We start from the raw sequence: 20,921 nt of genomic DNA on the forward strand, positions 1-20,921 counted from the left end.
TTTTATCCACTATTTTACTTGCCACTCTCTTATGTTCCATAAAAATCCAGCCCCATGGTGGCCTAAAATTTGCGTCTTTATGCCTGAAATTTTGTTGTTAAAAACGAGCGGATAGTCAAGATAGGCTATAAAAATGTAAGGTGGATTTTCAAAAAGCGCTTTTAGAAATTCTTTGTAGTATTTTTTCCTAAGCTCCACGTCCTTTGTATATCTCGCGTTTTTTAAGGCAAGATCGACGTTTGCGTCCTTGTAGTGGCTAAAGTTCCAGCCATTTTCATTGACATCGATGTCGGCAAATCCGCCAAAAATTCTATATGTGTGAAAGTCTGGATCAAACGGGCTTCCCCAGCCGATCACAAAGCTATCTACCTTGCTTATACTAAAGGCTGTTTTTGGCTTTGCATAGGCTTTGGCTCTTACGCCAAATTTCTCAAACTCGCTGCTTAAAATTTTAGCTAGATTGACCCTTAAGATGTCGTTATTAAAGGCGTATATGTCAAAACCAAGCTCCTTGCCGTCCTTCTCAAAAAAGCCAGCCTTGTTTTTCTTAAAGCCGCTTTTTTCAAGCAGCTCCCTAGCCTTTTGCGGATCGTAGCTAAATTTAAACTCCTCATCATTTGCAAAGCTTTTTTCTATCGGATTGTTCGCTACGCTTGCATATCCGTGAAATAGTTTTTTAACTATCTCATCTTTATTGACCGCGTAGTTTAGGGCGATCCTTACATTTTTATCTTGAAAGATAGGATCATTAAAGTTAAACATTAGCGCTCTGTAGTCTGCACTTTTAAATTTAAGCAAGCTTAATTTTTTATCATCTTTTATGAAATTTACACCAGTTGGAGAGATGAGCGCAACGTCGATCTCACCGCTTTTAAGACCCACAAGTCTTAAATTTTCATCGCCGACGATTTTAAAAAATACCTTTTTTATCTTTGGCTCACCTTTATAGAATTTATCATTTGCCGCAAATTCCAAGCTCTCATCTTTTTTCCATTTTACAAGCTTATATGCGCCAGTGCCAATAGGTGCGTCATTAAATTTATCAGTTGCGATATCTTTGCCCTTTAAAATGTGCTCAGGCAAAACGCCAAAGCTAAGTGCGTCAAGAAACGGCGGAAAAGGCTCTTTTAGCGTGATCTTAACTTTATAATCACCCAAAATTTCAACGCTTTTTACCACCTCGTAGTTTGAGATAGCAGGCGCGTTTAGCTTCTTATCTTGAGCCGCTTCGATGGTAAATTTAACGTCCTTTGCGCTAAATTTCACCCCGTCATGCCAAAAAGCATCATCTCTTAGCTCAAAAATATACTCCAGCCCGTCATCGCTCACCTGCCAAGATTTGGCAAGCTCAGGCACGACGTGGCTATTTTCATCGTGGCTAGTAAGTCCAGAAAAAACCAGCGAAAGCGTAGGATCGTGATCCTCGTCGTAGAGTGGATTTATACGAGGTGTTTGCTCCTCAATAGCGACCACAACGGCATTTTCATTTGCATAAGCAAAGGCAGAAAACAACAAAAACAATAAAGCCAAAAATCTCTTCATCACTCGCTCCTTTGTTTAAAAAATATTTGACGAATAGTAATACGAAATGCATAAAAGTATTATTAAGATAAGTGTAAATTTAATGTATAGAAGATTTGCAATTTCTAACTAACTTTTAACCTTTTTTAAAGTAAAATCAAGGCTCATTTTAGCTAACAAAAAGGTAAATTTCACAATGGATAAAAAGAAAAAAATAGCCCTAATCACCGGCATCTGCGTAGCCTCACTTTTGCTTATTTACACGCTTCTTGGCTTTTTTGGTCTGCCTTATGCTATCAAAAATATCGCGCCAAAATACCTAAAAGACTACAACGCAACGCTTTTTGTAAGTGATGCTAAATTTAACCCATTTACCTTCGAGCTAAACGCTACAAATGCCGAGCTAAACACCACTTCTCCGCTTTTTAGCACAAAGCAGATCGACCTTAAGCTAAAGCCATTTTCTATCTTTAAAAAGCTAGTTGAGATAGACATTTTTAGGCTAGATGAGCCAAAAGTAAAGATCGCAAGAGATAAAAAAGCAAATTTTAATTTTAGCAATTTTATAAGCGATGATAACGCAACTAGCGAAGATAACAGCACTAGCTCGGTAAATTTCGCGCTAAATAACGCAAAAATCATCAAAGGCTCATTTTCATATAGCGATCAAAATTTAACAAAGCCATTTAATGTAAGCTTTGATGATATAAACTACGAACTAAGCTCGCTAAATACGAAGAAAAATAGCGCTGGTAGTCACATCTTTGACTCAAACTCAAGCCTAGCACACAAGATCGATCTAAATGGCGATATCAAGCTAAATCCACTAAAAATAGAGGGCAACGTCAGCATAAAAGACTTTAGTATAAAGCCAGTTGCGATAAGTTTTATCGATAATGACACGTTAAATCTAAAAAATGCCATTATAAACTTAAAGATAAACTACGCTTTAAAAGCTGATGAGAACGCAACTGGGATAAATTTAAAAGATGGCTTTTTAAATGTAAAAGGACTAAGTTTAGATGAAGGCGCAAATGAGCTTAGCCTTGGCGAGCTTGAGCTTCCAAAATTTGATCTTGTTAGTAAGATAGCGGATAAAACAGAGGCTGCTCTAAATTTAAGCGCCATAAATTTAAATGATATCTCTTTTAAAAATGCTATAACCGCAAGCGTAAAATCACTAAATTTAAGTGACATCTCGCTTCTTGCAAATTTAAATGAAAAAAGCGAGCTAAACGCTACAGCTAAGCTAAAAAGCATAGGCGCAAACGCTCTTAAAATAGATGAAGCAGATAGAAATTTAGCAAATTTAAAAGATATAAATGCTTCAAATTTAAATCTAAATTTAGCAAATAACAAAACCGCTCTAACGCTTGAAAAAATAGCGCTTAATGGCATCAATGCGCCACTTAGCAAAAGCGCAAATGCAAATGTAGCAAGCGCTGGCGTGACAAATACAAGCTTTACAATAGATGGCAACAAAAGCCTTGCGAGCCTTGATGAGCTAAATGTAAAAAACATAGAGCTTAAAGCAAAAAATAAAGATATAGCAAGCATCGCTGATGTGGGGGTAAAGAGCATAAGCTTTGATCTTTTAAAAATGGCTCTTGGGGTTGAAAATATAAGCATAAACAGAGCGAAATTTAGCTCAGAGCTAAGTGAGAATGGGCTAAGCGCTGTAAATGAGCTAGGATTTGGCGAACAGAGCGCAAAAGCTACAAAGGCGGCAAAACACACTAAAAAAGTAGAGAAAAAGGCTGAAAATAAAAGTGCTTCAAAAAGCAAAGAAAATGAGTTTAAATTTGATATAAAAAATATAAGTGTAAATAACGCTGACATCGCTTTGACACACCTTTTTGAGGGCGAAAAGATCGCTCATAAATTTGATAATCTTTTTGTAAAAGTAGTAAATTTAAGTAGCGATTTTAGCAAGTCATTTGATGCAAAAGTGGCTATGAAAAGCTCACAAAAGCTAAATTTGGATGTTGATTCGAAGATAAAGATCGAGCCACTTGATGTGAGTGCAAAAATCAAGCTAAATGATACAAATTTGCCAAAGTATTTTGCCTATGCAAAGCCATTTTTAGAAGCATCTCTAGCTAGCGGTCAGATGAGCGCAGATGCCCAGCTTCACTACGCAAAAGATATCAAAGCAGACGCAAAAGTTAGCATCAAAGATATAAGGCTAAATGGCAAAAAAGCTGAAAAACTAATCGCCTTTAAAAGCCTTGATCTTGAAAAAATTTCATTTGCCAAAAATGACCTTGCCATAAGCGGAGTGAGCTTAAATTCGCCATTTATCAAGGCTCATCTAAGCAAAGAGCGTAAATTTAACCTATCTCAGATCGTAAAAGAGGATAAAAATAAGGCTAAAACCGAGGCAAAACCTGAGAGCAAAAAGGCAGCTAGCAAGAAAGATGACGAGCTAAAATTTAGCGTGAAAAACTTCTCTTTAAAAAATGGCGAGGTTGATTTCTCGGACGCATCGCTATTTATGCCATTTGCCACAACGATCTCAAAGCTAAATGGCAAGCTCACCGACATCGATAAAAAGCGCCCAAGCTCAGGCGAGTTTCAAGGCGTGGTTGGCAAAAATGGCTTTGCGCAGATCACTGCAAAACTCTTTCCATTTGAGCTAAAGCAAAATACCGACATAAAGCTTGACTTTAAAGATATCGATCTAACTGATATAACGCCATATAGTGGGCAGTTTGTGGGCTATAAGATCAAAAAAGGCAAGCTAAATTTAAACCTAAACTACAGCGTCGCCGACTCAAAACTAAATGGCTCAAATTTCATAAATTTTGACTCACTTACACTTGGAGAAAAGGTTGATTCAAAAGATGCTGTAAATTTACCACTTTCGCTTGCTATCTCGATACTTAGCGATCAAAATAATCAAATAAACATCGATCTGCCAGTTGAGGGAAATTTAGACGATCCTGACTTTAAATATGGCGGCGTCATCTGGGCAGCTGTGAAAAAACTCTTTGCTGACATCACGCTAGCTCCATTTAGATTTTTAGGCAACGCCCTAGGACTTGGCAGCAAAGATCTTAGCTCTATTGATTTTCTTGCAGGAAGTAGCGAGCTTATAAGCTCAGAAGCGCCTAAGATAGCTGATTTTATAAAGCTAACTGGCTCAAAACCTAAGATGAAGCTTAGCATAACGCCAACATACTCAAAACTCGATGAGAGCTTTTATAAGAACAAAAAACTAGATCAAAAGATCAATCAAATCATCGCTTCAAGCGGCAAAGACTACATCGCAGTTTTAAATGAGCTTGTGCCAAATTTAAAAGATAGAAACGAAAAAGCCTTAAGAGAAGAGGCGCTAAAGGGCATCGAGGTCGATAAAGCAAAGCTAATAGAGCTTGCAAATGAGCGTGCAAATGCGGTAAAAGAGGCGCTTATAAAAGCTGGGCTTGAGGCTGGCCGCATAAATATAAACGATGCAACAAGCTCAGAGCCTAAGCAAAACACCTACACAAGCGTGCTAATGGGAGTGGCGAACTAAATTTCATTTATTTCGCTGCTTCTTGCATTATAGACAAACCAGCTAAGAAGCATAAGCATCATAAATGCCCCAAAAATAAGGCTTGCGTAAAAGTATAAATTAAAATCAGCTCCGAGCAAATTTGCATTGTGAAGAGCGATCATAACGCCAGCTAAAGCGATTAAGTAGCCAATTAGCTTGATGATGAAAATTTTAGGATTTACAAGGATCAGCAAAAGGCCACAAAGTATGATGCCAAGGGCTATTTGTAAATTTGAAACGTCAGCTTGAGCGCTTGAAGTAAGTGTTAAAAGGCCAGCTAAAAGCGCCATTAGTATCATCAAAACTGCATAAACCGCCCTGCTTCGTCCAAAGCCATACATAAAGCAAACAAAGCCCTTATTTTGCCTATTATAGTCCATTTTTTGCTCCTTTTAGAAGTTTGCTTATTTTAATGCCAAATTCTTAAATAACGGCTTTAATCTGAAATTTCACTCATTTTGGCTAATATTTTGCATCTTAAAAAAGGAGCAAAAATGCCTTATGTTAATATAAAAATAGCAGGCCCAGAGCCGACAAAAGAGCAGAAAGATCAAGTTTTTAAAGAGGTAACCGAGACGCTTGTAAGAGTGCTTGGCAAGAAAAAAGAGGCGGTTATGATCTTTATCGAAACTCACGACGCTGGCAATATCGGCGTAGGTGGCGAGAGCGTAGAGGACAAGAGAAAGGGGATAAAATGAGCGAATTTAGCAAAGCAGATATTGAGAGAAAGATAACGCTTGAAGTTGGCGATAAAGCGCCAGAGTTTGAAGCGCTAAATCAAGACGGCGTAAAGGTCGCACTAAAGGACTTTGTAGGCAAAAATGTGGTGCTTTACTTCTACCCAAAAGACAACACTCCAGGCTGCACGACTGAGGCTTGCGAATTTAGCGCAAACTACGATCAGTTTATCAAAAATGACACCGTCATCATCGGCGTTAGCCCAGATAGCGTGAAGTCGCATGTGGGCTTTATCGCAAAGCAAAATTTAAAGCACATCCTCTTAAGCGACGAGGATAAAGAAATTTCAAAGCTTTATGGCGTTTGGCAGGTCAAGAAAAACTACGGCAAAGAGTATCTTGGCATCGCCAGAAGCACCTTTGTGATCGGCAAAGACGGCAAGATAGTTAAAATTTATAAAAGTGTAAAAGCCAAAGACCACGCCGCAAAAGTGCTAGCTGATCTAGTAAAATAAGGTAAAAAATGACCAAATTTTTTAATACCATCATAAAAAGTCCATTTATAAATATATTTGTGGTTACAACGCTTGTAATGTTTATCGCAAATATCTATAAAATTTACTTTTTTGAAGGAACTGACCGTATAGCTCTTATGCATATGGCAAGAAGCTTAACTACTATATTTTTATTAAATTTAGTTATTACGCACGTTCTTTATTTGCTAAGTCGTGGACTGTTTAAAGGGCTTTATCTAGTTTATGCGCTAATAATTTTTATTCTATGTTTTATAAATTTTTTCACTTTAACAAGTTTAAAAACAGATATAAATATAGCAATAATAGATAGTGTGCTACACACAAATCCAGATGAAGCCGGTGAGTTTTTCCAGACATTTTTTGAAGCTAAATATCTAATAGTTGCTATACTTTTGTGTATCATCTTTTACGCTATGACAAGATATAAAAGATCTAGCACAAAAGAATTTAGCCGAAAAACTATCATTGTCCTTTCGGTAATTTATATAGCCTTTGCAGCTGTATTCTTTACAAAATCAGCAATGAGGATATCGTCTAATAAAGCTGATAGAGCTATAAGTAAGCTCTCAGAACATATCCTGATAAATTATGCTTTTGTTTTAAAAAAATATCTTTTAGACGATAATTTTTTAGCTAGCAATAAACAAATTTTAAAAGATTACGACGTATCTAAAGCAGCAAATCAAAACATAAAAGCTGAGCAAAAAGTAGCAAATGTAGTCTTTGTGATCGGTGAAAGCTTACAAAGAAACGAGATGAGCGTTTATGGATTTGGCTTGCCGACTACACCAAATTTAATGGCATTAAAGCAAAGTGGCAATGCCATAATCTATACAGATACTACTGCCCCTGACACATATACAAATGGTTCTCTTTCAAAGGTTTTGAATTTCTCAAACTATGAAAGCAAAGAGCCTTGGAGCAAGAGTTTAAACATCGTTGATATGTTTAGTCTAGTAGGATACAAAACAGCATGGATAAGTAATCAAAGCAATATAGGCGGATACTCTACAACACAAAAAAGCGTTGCAGATAGAAGTGATATCACATTTTTTACACAAAAATTTGCATCAGCTACAAATTATGCCGGTAGAGAAACAGATGGCATACTTTTGCCTGAAATTTCAAAGATAAAACAAAACCTTGGAGAGTCAAATTTTTATATCATTCACCTAATGGGAAATCACTTTAAATACGACCTAAGGTATCCAAAAGATTTTGCAAAATTTACAGCCAATGATCTACAAAACAAAATGAATCCTGGGCAAAAAGAGAGCTTTGCCTGGTATCTAAATAGCGTACTTTATAATGACTACGTGATAAATGAAATTTATAAAATTTTCAAGGATGATGAAGCTTTGATAGTCTATCTTTCAGACCATGGCGAGGCTCTTTTTGAGATAGATGGCATAAGAGGTCACGGTATGATAAATCGCTTTGTTTTAGAAATTCCGCTTATATTTATAGGAACTGATAAATTTAAAGCAAAATATCCACAAATTTGGCAAAAACTTGAAGCGGCAAAAGATTATAAATTTATGAGTGATGACATCATTCACACTTTTGCTGACATCGTAGGCACAAAACCACTTGAATATAACGCATCAAGAAGCTTAATAAGTGGTGAATTTAATGCGAGTAGAAAGCGCCTAGTAAATGGTACTGACTATGAAAATATCAAAAATGTAAAGCCTCAATGGTAAATGACAAAAAATAATAAGGAGCAAAGATGAAGCTTATAAAAATGCTAATTTTAAGTGCGTTTTTTGCGCTAAATTTATCAGCACTGACTGAAGGTGTGGAGTATCAAACTCTAGCAAAACCGCTCAACGTGCCTAAAAACTCAGTCGTCAAGGTCTTTAGCTACGACTGCCCTCACTGCTATAAATTTGACCGAACTATCACAAAAAAGCTGATGTCAAAGCTTGACGGGGTTAAATTTATCCCATATCACCTAAGCACCAAAGGCAAGCTTGGCGAGACAACAAATAAAATTTTTGCCGCTCTTATATCGATAGACGAGGCAAATGGGACTGATCTGCTAAGCGATGAGTCTAAATTTAAACAAGCTAAATTTGCGATCTATAAAGCAAGACACGATAAAAAAGATGACTTTAATGACGGCAAAGATAAGCAAAGATTTATAGATCTAGCGCTAAATGCGGCTCACGTGAGCAAAGACGAATACGAAAAAGCGCTAAGCTCAGAGCGTGCAAAAGAGCTTTTAAACGAGTGGTTTGCCTCTTATGATGTAGCAAGTATCAGCGGTGTGCCAGCCTTTGTGGTAAGCGGCAAATATCTGATAAATTTAAACGCAGCATCATCAATCGATGAGATGGCAAAGACTATAAAAGAGCTTTTAGATAAGTAACTTTAGCCCAAAATTTACGGACATTTTGGGCTTAGAAATGTAAATTTAAAGCAATTTTAGATAAACTCGGATCAAATTTCTAAAAAAGAAAGGTTTAATTATGAACGCTTCAGAATTCATCTGGATGGATGGAAAACTAGTAAAATGGGACGATGCAAAAGTACACGTTCTAACTCACTCTTTGCACTACGCTAATGCTGTATTTGAGGGCACAAGAGCTTATAAAACAAAAAAAGGTCTAGCTATTTTTAGACTCAAAGACCACACAAAAAGACTTTTAAGATCAGCAAAAATGACCGTTTTAAACGTGCCTTATACTGAAGAAGAGCTTGAAAAAGCACAGATCGAGCTACTTCGCGCAAATAAATATAACAGCAACGTATATATCCGCCCACTTATCTTTTTAGGATACGGCGTAATGGGCGTAGCGCACACAAAAGCACCAGTGCAAACTGCTATCGCTTCATGGGAGTGGGGTGCATATCTTGGCGATGAAGGCCTAGAAAAAGGCATCAGAGTTAAAATTTCAAGCTTTGCTAAACTTGCTCCTGCTGCTCAAATGAACAGAGCAAAGGCTAGCTCAAACTACCTAAGCTCACAAATGGCAAACTACGAAGCAAAAGAGGCTGGATACGACGAGGCGCTACTTCTTGATAGCGAGGGCTTTGTGGCTGAAGGTCCAGGCGAGTGCTTCTTCATCGTTGAAAATGGTGCTTTAATCACTCCACCAAACGACAACAGCCTACTTAGCATCACTCAAGATACAGTCATAAGACTAGCTCACGATCTTGACATCGAAGTAAGAAGAGAGCGCATCACAAGAGATCAAGCATACACAGCTGACGAGGCATTTTTCACTGGCACTGCAGCTGAAGTAACGCCGATAAATAGCATAGATAACCGCATCATCGGCAACGGTGCTAGAGGCGAAGTGACAAAGAGACTACAAAAAGCTTACTTTGACGTAGTTTATGGTCTAAACAAAAAATACGAATCATTTTTAACATATATTTAAGATTTAAAGGAACGAAATGCCCGCTGATTTAAATGATTATTTCAACAAAAAAAAGCCAGGTAATGACAACAGGGGCTCAGGTCAAAACAATGACAAAGAGCCACCTTTTAAAAAGGATTTTAAAATGCCAAATATACCAAGCGGCTTTGGCAAATTTGGTGCGCTAGCCTACATCATAATCGCCATTATCGCGATCCTTGCTATCACTCAGCCATTTAAAGTGATACACTCAGGCGAGGTCGGCATCAAAGCCACAGCGGGTAAATATGAGCCAAATCCTTTACAACCAGGATTTCACTTCTTTTTGCCATTTATCCAAGATATCATCGTAGTTGATACTAGAGTTAGGATCATCAACTACACTTCAGGCGAAGATATGGGCGAGAGCTTGCAAAAGTCTTATCAGGGAGCTGGAATTTTACGCAAAAACTCAATATCAGTTTTGGATGCTAGAAATTTACCAGTTAGCATCGATATCACCGTGCAATACCGCCTAAATCCAGAAAATGCACCACAAACTATCGCATCTTGGGGTCTTAGCTGGGAGAGCAAGATCGTTGATCCTGTCGTGCGCGACGTGGTTCGCAGCATCGCTGGCAAATACACAGCCGAAGAGCTACCAACTAAGAGAAACGACCTAGCAAGGCAGATCGATGAGGGCATAAGAAAAGACATCGACTCTCAGCCAAACAAGCCAGTCGAGCTTCTAACAGTGCAGCTTCGTGAGATCATCTTGCCTTCAAAGGTAAAAGAGCAGATCGAGCGTGTCCAGATCGCTAAACAAGAGGCTGAGAGGACAAAATACGAGGTCGAGCGTGCAAATCAAGAGGCTCTAAAACAAGCTGCCCTTGCAGAAGGTACTGCAAAAGCTGCGATCATCGAAGCAAAGGGTAAGGCCGATGCTATCAAGATAGAGGCTGATGCGACTGCATATGCAAACAAAGAGATCGCAAAAAGTGTCGATCAGAATTTATTAAATTTAAAGCAGATCGAGACTCAAAATAGATTTAACGATGCTCTTAAAGAGAACAAAGATGCCAAAATTTTCTTAACACCTGGCGGAGCTGTGCCAAATATCTGGCTAGATGCAAAAGATAGGGCAAAAGCTAGCTCGGTTAGCGAAAGGTAAAAATGAATAGCATAGCAAAAAGTATAGACTGGCAAAAGGTTGATGGATTGCTCCCGGTGGTGGTTTGCGATCACGCTACAAACGAGGTTTTGATGCTTGCTTATATGAACGAAGAAGCACTAAATTTAAGTCTATCTAGCCGCTACGCTCACTACTTTTCACGCACTAAAAATAGAATTTGGAAAAAAGGCGAAGAGAGTGGCAACACGCAAGAGATCAAGGCTGCGTTTTTAGACTGCGACAACGACACTTTGCTTTTAAAAGTCGTTCAAAATGGAGGCGCTGCTTGTCACACTGGGGCAAGGTCTTGCTTTTTTAACGAGATAAATTTAGAAAATTTAGAAATTTCTGATCAAAAAAGCGAGGTTAAAAAGCCAAGTTACGGCGTCATTGATGAGCTTTATCACGTTATAGAAGATAGAAAACTAAATGCAGATCCGCAAACTTCATACGTGGCAAGCCTTTTCAAAAAAGGTGAAAATCAAATTCTAAAAAAAGTTGGCGAGGAGGCTACAGAGCTTGTCATGGCGGCAAAAGAGCTTAGTTTTGCCAAACAGATAAAACAAGATGAGCAAAAAGCAAAAAATGACCTCATCTATGAAGCAGCCGATCTTTGCTTTCACACACTTGTGGCACTTTCAGCCCACAACATACATCCAGATGCCATCAAAAACGAGCTTGCAAGACGTTTTGGCATGAGTGGCATCGAAGAAAAAAGATCGCGAGATGTTAAATAGCATCAAGCATAACATACTTTTCATACTTCAAAACGCCAAACTTATCGACTTTCTAGCCTATGGTTGGGTATTTTTAGCCTTTATATTTATCGTGCTTTTAGGAATTTTTGTCGCGATAAAATCATGGTGGCAGATAGGATTTTTATTTATCCTAGCTGGTTTTTTGGGACTTTTTGCGGGCAACTACTACGCAAACAAATATATAAATGAAAATCTAAGACCAGTTAGCATAAGCAAAATAAACACAAAACAGCTTCAATATGTCGATGCGTTGATGGTTGATTTTAACATCACAAATAATTCAAACTACACATTAAACATTTGCAAAATCGAGCTTGGCTTCTACCTTGGCTCAAAACAAAGCACGAGAAATTTTCTAAATTCACTAAACCCTTTTGCTAAAAAAAGGATCATTTTAAATGAAGCTCTTTTGCCAAAGCAGAGCAAGCAGATAAGAGAATTTGTCAATGACTTTGCCTTCATTGACTACAATATCACCAAAAAAGCGGAGTGTTTTTGATGAGCTCAAACTACTTTACCATCGTTCATATCATCGTGCTTTTTGCGATCGCACTACTTTCTATTTTATTTCTTATGCTCTCGCTTAGAGCCGAGCGAAAACTATTTTTATCACTACTTTTTACAAACATTTTGGTCTCAACCACGCTTGCCATTTTTTTGATGCTAGTTCTTGATAAATACACCAAAAAAGGCATAGTCGAAGGCGTAAAAAGCGAGCGAGTGTTAAGAAATGAAAGCATCGTATTTCGCGGTCAAGTAAGAAATGTCGGTAAATTTACCATTAGTAAATGCACCCTTACAATTAAGCTCATAAATCAGCCACTAAATAAAAACGATCTTGGCGGCGAGGCATTTTTTAAACCAAGTGGACTCTCATTTTTCTCATGGTTTATTGGAGGTGATGAGAACGAGAGACCAAACACTGTGGCATATAAATTTGACGTAGCTCAAAATTTACCAAAGCAAAAAGCAGTGCCATTTACAGTAACTATGCCTTATCCGCCATATTTTAAAAATGGTATGAACATCACAAAATTAAACTGTTACTAAACAAAGACGATCATAAAAACAATTTGATAATGTGCTTTATATAGTGTGCCATATTTAATATCTTTATCTTAGCCTCTTTGTGATGCCATATAAGAGACACATTGCGAACTAAATTGACACCACCACGCTACCTCTCGACCTATCTGTTGTATCTCTTTTATATATTCACGATACAGCACTCTCTAAAGAGAAATTTGATAATAATTTTATAAAAACGTAAAAACCAAAATAAAGCAAATTTATCTACAGACCATGGTGGTCATTTTTGGTTTTTATGAAATTTATCATTATTAATTATGGTTGCAGCTTTGGTAAAAAAAGCCACTCTTTTTATTTTTCTATTTAGTATTTATCACTTGCTAAAATGTGCAGAGTATATCAAGCAGTCTGCCAAGCTTTTGCATATCGTTTAAGAAAAGCTGGTTTGATTTTTGTGTAAATTCTTTAGCTTCTTCTAGGATTTTAGGCTCAGCAATGCTATAAGCAAACTCCTTTTTTAGTATCTTTGCGCCCTTTTTATAAACAAATTTTGCATCAATTAAACTTGCAAAAAAGCTATCATCTCTTAAATAGTAGTTGGTGGCCGCATTTACAAAAACTGGCTTTTGAGCCAAAAACTCAGCGCAAACGCCGTTTGGTGATCTAAATTTAACACTCTCAACCACGTCAGGCCTTATCTCATAAAACCTTATCTCGCTAGATTTTTTAAGGGCTAAAACGTCACTAGTTTTGTTTAAATTTATAGAGGCGTTGTCTGCTTCAATGACGTTTATAACGCCACTTACGAGAGAGTAGGCACTTGTAGTTTTATTTTGATCGAGGAAATTTATCATGCCAAAAAATGGCACGCTGGCATTTTTATCAGCTAAGCTTGGCATGCTTTTTATTAGTAGCTGCTGCTTTTTGCCATTTAGCTCAAAATAGCTCACCATGATGGAAATTTCATCTTTTTTGCTAGGCGTCTTTTGCGAGCAGCCAGCAAAAAAGAGTGCCCCAAGCAGCAAAACTACTAAATTTCTCATTTTATGAAGTAATCACCATCAAAGCTTACAAGCGAGTATTTTCTCTCGTTGCCGATGCTCTCTTTAAGCTCATCGATGCTCAAAAACTCCAAGCTGTCAGCTCCGATGTACTCTCTGACCTCTTCAACGCTTTTTTTGGCGCTTATTAGCTCCTCAAAGCTTGGTGTGTCGATGCCATATCGCTCAGGATACTTTAGCTCTGGGCACGCAACTCTGAAGTGAATTTCTTTTGCCCCTGCGTGTCTTAAGAGATCGACCACCTTTTTAGAAGTGGTGCCACGAACGATGCTATCATCGATAACGACGATGCTTTTACCAGCTAGCACGCTTGACATTGGGTTAAGTTTTAGTTTGACCTTTAAATTTCTCATCTCTTGGCTTGGCTCGATAAAGGTCCTGCCAACATAGTGGTTTCTGGTGATGGCTAGCTCAAATGGAATTTTGCTCTCGTTTGCATATCCAAGCGCTGCTGGCACGCCACTATCTGGCACAGGCACTACAAAGTCAGCCTTTACCTTGCTCTTTTTTGCTAGCACCTCGCCCATCTTTTTTCTCACTTCATAGACGCTTTTGCCCTCTATGACGCTATCTGGGCGCGCAAAGTAGATGTATTCAAAGGCGCAAATTCTAGGATCTGGCTCGAAAATCTGCAAGCTTTGAAACTCGCTCTTGCCATGCTCAAAAACTATCATCTCGCCAGGTCTAACATCCCTTATAAATGTCGCTCCAACAAGGTCAAACGCACAAGTCTCGCTAGCTACGATATATCCGCCATCTTTTAGCCTACCAAGGCTTAGTGGCCTAACACCCCAGCGGTCTCTGATGGCAAAGGTCTTGTGGCGTGATTGCACGAGCAAGCAGTAAGCGCCTTTTATCTTATCAAGTGCTGCGATGATGCGATCTTGTAGGTGTTCGTCGTGGTTTCTTGCGATGAGGTGGATGATGTTTTCTGTGTCCATATTTGTCTGAAATATCGCGCCATCTTTGATAAGCTCGTCTCTAACCTCGTCTTTATTGACCAAATTTCCGTTGTGGACGATTGAGATTTGACCTAGGGCGTAGTTGGCGGCTATTGGCTGGGCGTCACGGCCTGAGTTTTTGCCAGCTGTTGCGTAGCGGTTGTGACCGATCGCCATGTCGCCTTTTAGTGAGCTTAAGATCTCCTCATTAAAGACCTCGGTGACTAGGCCATTACCCTTATGAGTAGAGATCTCGCCGTCGTTACAGACGCTGATGCCACTTGCCTCTTGACCACGGTGTTGCATAGAAAATAACGCATAATACGCCGTTTTCGCCGCATCCTTAGAATTTATGATACCAACTATCGCACACATCTTTTATCCTCTTTTCATCTTTTTAAATTTATCTTTGCAGTTAAATTTCATAGCCAACGCTAAGCACTTTTTGTAAGTGGCTTGCTATCCAAAGTGCTGGCACATTTGCCGTTATTTGCACCATTTATAACAATCCACATACGCTAAAACTAAATTTTATCATCTCAGATCAAACTCATTAGCTCTTAAATTTTGACGCTTTCGCGCTCTGACAGGTAGAATTTATCGACAAATTCTAGCTTGCATATCTTTATATCATCAAGCTTAAATTTAATCATCAAGCCCCAAACTATCATCTATCGAGTATAGGCCACTGCTCTGATCTTTTAGCCAGATAGCAGCCTTGATCGCACCTTTTGAAAAGGTCGCTCTGCTAGTTGCAGTATGGTTTAGCTCGATAAATTCGCCGTCATTGTAAAAGCCAACCGTGTGACGACCAACTACGTCGCCGCCACGAAGCGCCATAACTGCGATCTCATCTTTGCTTCTTGCGCCCACCATGCCAGCTCTACCGGTTACTAAAACATCTTTTAAATTTAGATCCCTTGCCTCTGCCACACAGCCTGCTAAAGTCATCGCAGTGCCGCTTGGAGCGTCCTTTTTGTGTCTGTGGTGCTGCTCGACGATCTCTATATCAAATTCTCTTAAAACTTTCGAAGCTATCCTTGCTATGCGGTTTAACACTGCTACGCCTAGACTCATGTTTGTTGCGTAGAGTATTGGCATAGTGCCTGATGCTAGATGAAGCAAGTTTTTCTCGTCGTCGTTTAGTCCGGTTGTGCCGATAACTAGTGGTTTTGGGTTGGTTCTAGCGTAGTTTAGCAGTGCTACGGTCGCCTCTTTTTGGCTAAAGTCGATGATAACGTCGCACGCTTCAAAAAATTTAGCAAAGTCGTTTGTCAAAAGTTCGCTACTTAAATTTTCAACCTCATTTTTTTGGCTAAAAGCGACGCTTAAAGTGGCGTCTTTTTCATCTTTTAAACAAGAGATGATACTTTGAGCCATCTTGCCGCTAGCGCCGTAAAGTCCTATTTTTACCAAAATTTATCCTTTGATTTTTGGTTGAAATTTAACATAAAATTTATTATAGAGAGATTACGAAATGGCTTTTGAAAAAGAGCTACTTTAGGTAAGAATTTAATTAAAAATTATCATTGTGACAATTACTGCGATCAGAAAAATGGATATTGATTATATTGGAGTGCACTTTTTGCCTATTTTATGCAAAAGGGGTTACGTTCTGCCCTAGAGTTATTTTATTAATGCAATTTTTGAAAAAGTGTTTTGATAAGCATAAAAACTAAATATAAATTTGACTAAATGATTTATTTTGAAAGAGAAATTTAGCCAAAAGTTTGGCTAAATTTGAGTATTAATGCAAGCTTTCTATGTAGCTCATAGCGCTAAGTGCAGCCACAGCGCCGTCACCTGCTGCTACGATGACTTGCTTTGGAGCGTCCTCTCTGATGTCACCTGCTACAAAGAGCCCTTTTAGACTAGTTTGCATCTTAAGGTTTGTCTTAACTTGTCCGCCATCAGCCATTTCGCAGATAAATTTGCCGTTTTCATCTTTTAAAATTTCGTTATTTACATTCAGTCCGACAAAGGTGAAAATGCCCGGCACATCAAGCACGCGCTCGCCATTTTTGGTATCAAGCACGATCTTTGTTAGGCCCATCTTATCGCCAAGCGCTTCTTTTACAGTCGCACTTGTTATAAACTCGATCTTTTCATTTTTTCTAGCTTTTTCAACGGTTGTTGGCGCTGCTCTAAACTCGTCACGTCTATGCACAAGATAGACTTTTGAGCAGATATTTGCTAGATAAAGTGCCTCTTCAACAGCTGTGTCGCCACCACCAAGGACGGCTACCTCTTTGTTTTTGTAAAAGAAGCCATCGCATGTTGCGCATGTGCTAACGCCTTTGCCAAAGAACTCGTCCTCGCCTTTAAAGCCAGCGCGTCTTGGGGTTGAGCCAGTCGCTACGATGACAGCCTTTGCCTGCTCGCTCTTTCCGCCTTCAAGTAAAATTTCAAAGCTGCCGTCACTATTTTTTCTAACACCAACGACATTTGCCCACTTGTGAACTAGTCCAAATGCACTGCACTGCTTCCACCAAGTGCTCATAAAATCAAAGCCGCTCTCGCCAGGGGCTTTTTGGCCTGGGTAGTTTTCTATCTCTGAGCTCGAGGTGATCTGACCACCAGGCTCGCCTTTTTCAAACATTACAACATTTTTTAGTCCGCCTCTAGTGGCGTAAAGTCCGGCGCTTAGTCCTGCTGGACCGCCTCCGATGATCGCTAAATCAAGCATAAATTTCCTTTATTCTAAAACATTTATGGACGAATTTTGTTTGTAAATTTCGCCCCTTTGATGAACTATCTCAACACTGCTAGGTAGCTTCGTGATGCTTAAATTTCGCATCAGCTCTAGGACTGTATTTATATCTGAGCTTATGTATTTTAGTGTTGAGTTTGACTCATATCTTTTTTGAAAGATATCGATCGCCACAACTGTTTCATTTTTGGTTGGTAAAATTTCATCTAATTTTGATTGATTTGAACTGAAGATTAAAAGCGTGTATTTTGGCTCTTTTGGAGTGAAAATTTCGCTTTTTTCGTAAAAAACTAGCTTCGCAAAATCAACAAATTTATATTGTGAAAAACGATAGTTGCTATACGCAAATGCAGCCGCTATCATAGCTGCACCAAAAAATGAACCAAATATATAGGTAAGAGGAAGCAGACTTCCTCTTCTTTTTTCGCTCATTAAAGAAGCGAATTTAGTTTGTCAGTTAGGGCTTGTTTTGACTGCGCACCGACCATTTGCTCAACTAGCTCGCCATTTTTGAAAAATAGCAATGTTGGGATCGATCTGATGCCAAACTCAACCGCAAGATCTTGTACTTCATCAGTATTTACCTTGCAAATTTTCGCTTTGCCCTCAAAGTCTTCAGCAAGCTCTTCGATAACTGGAGCTAGCATACGGCAAGGTCCGCACCATGGAGCCCAGAAATCTACTAGAGCAACGCCTTCTTTTGTTACATCAAAATTTTCTTTTGTGAGTTCGATGTATTTTCCCATTTGTTCTCCTTATTTTCAAGATGTGGCAATTATACAAAATCAAATTTAAATTTTAGCTAAATAATAAATTTTATTATAAACTAATATTTTCTATCAGCTTAAAATTTTCATTTTTTACAATTAGTAGATCAAGCTGAAAGTCCCTGTTTGGCTCATTTTTCATCATATAAAAATTTATAGTTTTTAAAATTTTCATATATTTTGCCTTGTTTAGCCTATACTCCGCTTCGTATCCTCCGCTGGTTGCTTTTACCTCTATAAAATGTAAAATTTTATCGCTACTTAGCGCGATGATGTCGATCTCGCCAAATTTAGAGTGAAAATTTCTCTCTAAAATGACAAAACCAAGCTTACGCAAAAACTCGCAAGCCCTATCTTCGGAGCTCTTACCAAAGAGATACTCTTTTAGCCCCAAGCTACTCCTCGATCCTCATCATAAATGGCTCTTCTTTTATATACTCTTGCTCTTTTAAAAGCTCCATAGTTCGCTTCGCATCAGCTTCCAAGCTCGTGTGTGTCGTGAAAAATAGCACAGCATACTCGCTCTCATCTTTTGGCTTTTGTAGCAAGCTGTCGATTGAAAGGTTGTTTTCGCTCATTAAATTTGTTATCTTTGCTAGTACGCCCATCTTGTCTTCGACTTTTAGCCTAAAGTAATACTTCGTCTTTATCCTGTCGCGGTCAAGAAGCTCTAAGGTGTTTAGCTCAAATGGCGCTTTGTATCCAAGCATAGGCGACTTGCTGTCTCTTGCGATGTCGATGAGGTCGCTAATTACTGCGCTTGCTGTCGCATCGCCACCAGCTCCAGGCCCATAGTACATCGTCTCGCCAACGACCTCGCCAACGACACTGATCGCATTTGTTACGCCGCTTGCCTTTGCTATCATTTTATTTTGTGGCACTAGCGCTGGATGCACGCGTAGTTCGACCTTGCCCTCGCTTTTTTTGGCGATGGCTAGAAGTTTTATTGAGTATTCAAAATCTTTTGCGAAAAATATATCTTCTGGCGTGATGCCTTGTATCCCTTCTATCAAGATATCCTCTGGATCGCCGTGCACGCCATAAGCGATGCTAGCAAGGATGAGAAGCTTGTGAGCCGTGTCAAAGCCACCCACGTCAAAAGTAGGATCGGCCTCAGCGTATCCAAGCTCTTGTGCTTTTTTAAGTGCGTCTTTGAAATTTGAGCCCTCATTCATCATCGAGGTTAGGATGTAGTTGCTAGTGCCGTTTAGTATGCCGTTTATGCTTAAGATGTGGTTGGCGCTAAGCCCCTCTCTTAAGGCTCTGATGATCGGTATGCCACCAGCCACGCTTGCTTCAAAACCAAATGGCGTATTTTTGGCTAAATTTTGCAAAGCATATCTGTGATAGGCAAGAAGCGCCTTGTTTGCAGTGACGACCGCTTTTTTGCGCTTTAAAATTTCGCTCACCACTCTAAAAGGCTCTTCAACTCCGCCCATAAGCTCGACAAAAACGTCGATATCATCGCGGTTTATGACGCTATTTATATCGTCAGTCAAAGGGATGCCAGCGTCTCTTTTTTTATTTAAATTTCTAACCACACCGATGACTGGCACTATCTCTTCGCCACATCTTGCCGCGATTAGTTTTTTGTTTTTTAGTAAAATTTTTGCAACCGACTCGCCAACGGTTCCAACGCCCAATATCGCTACATTCATTCAAATTCTTTCAAATATTTTTTTATATTTCTTGCTGCTTGTCTTATCCTGTTTTCGTTTTCGATAAGAGCTAAGCGCACATAGTCGTTTCCGCCCTCGCCAAAACCAATGCCTGGACTAACTGCAACTGAAGCCTTTGTAAGAAGCTGCTTTGAAAACTCAAGACTGCCTAAGTGGCTAACCTTTGGTGGAAGTTTCGCCCAGATAAACATGCTGGCATTTGGCTTTTTAAGCTCCCAACCAGCCTGAGCAAAGGCCTCTATCATCACATCTCTTCTTTTTTCATAAATTTGGCGTATCTCTTCAACGCAGCTTTGATCGCCGTCAAGCGCGACCGTGGCCGAGACTTGTATCGGCGTAAACATACCATAATCAACCCATGATTTGATCTTTTTAAGTGCGGCGCAAAGCCTCTTGTTTCCGCACATGAAGCCAACTCTCCAGCCAGCCATGTTGTAGCTTTTTGAAAGAGTGTAGCACTCGACTGCGACATCTTTTGCGCCTTCTACTTCAAAGATGCTTGGAGTTTTGTAGCCATCAAAGGTAAGATCAGCGTAGGCGATATCTGAGATGATGTAAAATCTCTCTTGCTTTGCGATGCTTACAAGGCGCTCGTAAAAGCTCTTTTGAACGGTCACGGTCGTTGGATTGTGAGGGAAATTTACGACTACATATTTTGGCTTTGGCGAGCTTGCATGTATCGTCTGGATTAAGTTTTCAAAAAATTTATTCTCGTCTAGCTCAAATTTATCATTGTAGTGAAGTGGCATCTTTGCGACGCTTCCGCCAGCAAATAAAAACGCTTGCGTGTGTATCGGATATGCAGGATCAGGCACGATAGCCACGTCGCCTGGGTTTATCACAGCTTGGGCAAGATGCACAAAGCCTTCTTTGCTGCCCATTGTGGCTACTGCTTCAGTTTCTGGGTCTAAATTTACGCCATATTTTCTCTTATACCAGTTGCAAATGGCAAGGCGGAGCTTATAAATTCCAGCACTGGCTGAGTAGCCGTGGGTCTTATCTTTTTGCGCGCTTTCGCATAGTTTATCGACGATGTGCTGCGGTGTTCTGCCTTCTGGGTTGCCCATAGAAAAGTCGATGATGTCCTCGCCAGCTCTACGTGCTGCCATTTTTATAGCATTTACTTCGGCAAAAACGTAGTTTGGCAAACGCTCAATTGTATTAAATCTTATCTCATCAAACACTGTTT

21 protein-coding genes are annotated in these 20,921 nt (G+C 39.2%); 10 read left to right on the forward strand and 11 right to left on the reverse strand.

Going from position 1 to position 20,921, the window contains the following annotated elements; translation table 11 throughout:
• Positions 1-9: 9 nt before the first annotated feature.
• Positions 10-1,542 (reverse strand): ABC transporter substrate-binding protein, encoded by a 1,533-nt coding sequence (locus tag CVS89_RS08640; protein ID WP_107847294.1) that lies wholly within the window; start codon positions 1,540-1,542, stop codon positions 10-12.
• Positions 1,543-1,717: 175 nt separating this feature from the next.
• On the opposite strand from CVS89_RS08640, the gene CVS89_RS08645 reads away from it, so the two are divergent.
• Entirely contained in the window at positions 1,718-5,038 is a 3,321-nt protein-coding gene (locus tag CVS89_RS08645) for a DUF748 domain-containing protein (RefSeq protein WP_107847292.1), read from the forward strand.
• On the opposite strand, the gene CVS89_RS08650 is transcribed toward CVS89_RS08645, so the two are convergent.
• Positions 5,035-5,439 carry a hypothetical protein gene (locus tag CVS89_RS08650; RefSeq protein WP_103615196.1) on the reverse strand — a complete coding sequence of 135 codons (405 nt, stop codon included), beginning with the start codon at positions 5,437-5,439 and terminating at the stop codon, positions 5,035-5,037. The genes CVS89_RS08645 and CVS89_RS08650 overlap by 4 nt on opposite strands.
• 114 nt (positions 5,440-5,553) lie before the next feature.
• Between CVS89_RS08650 and CVS89_RS08655 the strand changes: the two genes are divergently transcribed.
• The 9 genes from CVS89_RS08655 (at position 5,554) to CVS89_RS08695 (ending at position 12,595) form a co-directional block, all read left to right on the forward strand.
• Complete coding sequence (locus CVS89_RS08655; protein WP_002939973.1) at positions 5,554-5,757, forward strand: tautomerase family protein; 204 nt, start codon at positions 5,554-5,556, stop codon at positions 5,755-5,757.
• Positions 5,754-6,251, forward strand: coding sequence for a thioredoxin-dependent thiol peroxidase (bcp, locus tag CVS89_RS08660; protein ID WP_103600260.1), 498 nt, complete (start codon positions 5,754-5,756; stop codon positions 6,249-6,251). The genes CVS89_RS08655 and bcp overlap by 4 nt, the downstream gene beginning before the upstream one ends.
• An 8-nt stretch (positions 6,252-6,259) precedes the next feature.
• On the forward strand, positions 6,260-7,975 hold the full coding sequence (locus tag CVS89_RS08665; protein ID WP_107847290.1) for a phosphoethanolamine transferase: 1,716 nt from the start codon (positions 6,260-6,262) through the stop codon (positions 7,973-7,975).
• A 26-nt stretch (positions 7,976-8,001) separates the two neighbouring features.
• Positions 8,002-8,643: a thiol:disulfide interchange protein DsbA/DsbL gene (locus CVS89_RS08670; protein WP_103607346.1), complete on the forward strand. Its 642-nt coding sequence runs from the start codon at positions 8,002-8,004 to the stop codon at positions 8,641-8,643.
• A gap of 100 nt (positions 8,644-8,743) precedes the next feature.
• On the forward strand, positions 8,744-9,658 hold the full coding sequence (locus CVS89_RS08675) for a branched-chain amino acid transaminase (protein ID WP_002939975.1): 915 nt from the start codon (positions 8,744-8,746) through the stop codon (positions 9,656-9,658).
• Between the two features lie 16 nt (positions 9,659-9,674).
• Positions 9,675-10,787, forward strand: a complete 1,113-nt coding sequence (locus CVS89_RS08680; protein ID WP_103573688.1) for a prohibitin family protein — start codon at positions 9,675-9,677, stop codon at positions 10,785-10,787.
• 2 nt (positions 10,788-10,789) lie between these two features.
• Positions 10,790-11,524: a bifunctional phosphoribosyl-AMP cyclohydrolase/phosphoribosyl-ATP diphosphatase HisIE gene (hisIE, locus tag CVS89_RS08685; RefSeq protein ID WP_107847287.1), complete on the forward strand. Its 735-nt coding sequence runs from the start codon at positions 10,790-10,792 to the stop codon at positions 11,522-11,524.
• Positions 11,514-12,044, forward strand: a complete 531-nt coding sequence (locus tag CVS89_RS08690) for a DUF2393 family protein (RefSeq protein ID WP_002939967.1) — start codon at positions 11,514-11,516, stop codon at positions 12,042-12,044. Before hisIE ends, CVS89_RS08690 begins: the two co-directional genes overlap by 11 nt.
• Positions 12,044-12,595, forward strand: a complete 552-nt coding sequence (locus CVS89_RS08695) for a DUF2393 family protein (protein ID WP_107847285.1) — start codon at positions 12,044-12,046, stop codon at positions 12,593-12,595. The genes CVS89_RS08690 and CVS89_RS08695 overlap by 1 nt, the downstream gene beginning before the upstream one ends.
• Positions 12,596-12,954: 359 nt before the next feature.
• Here the strand turns inward: CVS89_RS08695 and CVS89_RS08700 are convergent, their stop codons facing one another.
• From CVS89_RS08700 to CVS89_RS08740, 9 genes are all read right to left on the reverse strand, one after another.
• Positions 12,955-13,617, reverse strand: a complete 663-nt coding sequence (locus tag CVS89_RS08700) for a hypothetical protein (protein WP_103581102.1) — start codon at positions 13,615-13,617, stop codon at positions 12,955-12,957.
• The gene (gene purF / locus CVS89_RS08705) at positions 13,614-14,951 is read right to left on the reverse strand and encodes an amidophosphoribosyltransferase (protein WP_021089447.1); all 1,338 of its coding nucleotides are present in this window, start codon (positions 14,949-14,951) and stop codon (positions 13,614-13,616) included. The genes CVS89_RS08700 and purF overlap by 4 nt, the downstream gene beginning before the upstream one ends.
• Positions 14,952-15,221: 270 nt before the next feature.
• A complete protein-coding gene (gene dapB, locus CVS89_RS08710; RefSeq protein ID WP_012001050.1) occupies positions 15,222-15,992 on the reverse strand; it encodes a 4-hydroxy-tetrahydrodipicolinate reductase in 771 nt (256 codons plus the stop codon).
• A gap of 331 nt (positions 15,993-16,323) precedes the next feature.
• Positions 16,324-17,262, reverse strand: coding sequence for an NAD(P)/FAD-dependent oxidoreductase (locus CVS89_RS08715; protein WP_009295038.1), 939 nt, complete (start codon positions 17,260-17,262; stop codon positions 16,324-16,326).
• Positions 17,263-17,271: 9 nt separating this feature from the next.
• A complete protein-coding gene (locus tag CVS89_RS08720) occupies positions 17,272-17,718 on the reverse strand; it encodes a hypothetical protein (protein ID WP_004318021.1) in 447 nt (148 codons plus the stop codon).
• Complete coding sequence (gene trxA / locus CVS89_RS08725; protein WP_021092602.1) at positions 17,718-18,032, reverse strand: thioredoxin; 315 nt, start codon at positions 18,030-18,032, stop codon at positions 17,718-17,720. Before trxA ends, CVS89_RS08720 begins: the two co-directional genes overlap by 1 nt.
• Before the next feature lie 73 nt (positions 18,033-18,105).
• On the reverse strand, positions 18,106-18,447 hold the full coding sequence (locus CVS89_RS08730) for a YraN family protein (protein ID WP_107847283.1): 342 nt from the start codon (positions 18,445-18,447) through the stop codon (positions 18,106-18,108).
• A gap of 1 nt (position 18,448) precedes the next feature.
• Entirely contained in the window at positions 18,449-19,711 is a 1,263-nt protein-coding gene (locus CVS89_RS08735) for a homoserine dehydrogenase (RefSeq protein WP_103573262.1), read from the reverse strand.
• Positions 19,708-20,916, reverse strand: a complete 1,209-nt coding sequence (locus CVS89_RS08740) for an LL-diaminopimelate aminotransferase (protein WP_004318025.1) — start codon at positions 20,914-20,916, stop codon at positions 19,708-19,710. The genes CVS89_RS08735 and CVS89_RS08740 overlap by 4 nt, the downstream gene beginning before the upstream one ends.
• Between the last annotated feature and the right edge of the window lie 5 nt (positions 20,917-20,921).

This window comes from Campylobacter concisus (assembly GCF_003048615.2).
GTDB classification, from domain to species: Bacteria; Campylobacterota; Campylobacteria; order Campylobacterales; family Campylobacteraceae; genus Campylobacter_A; species Campylobacter_A concisus_C.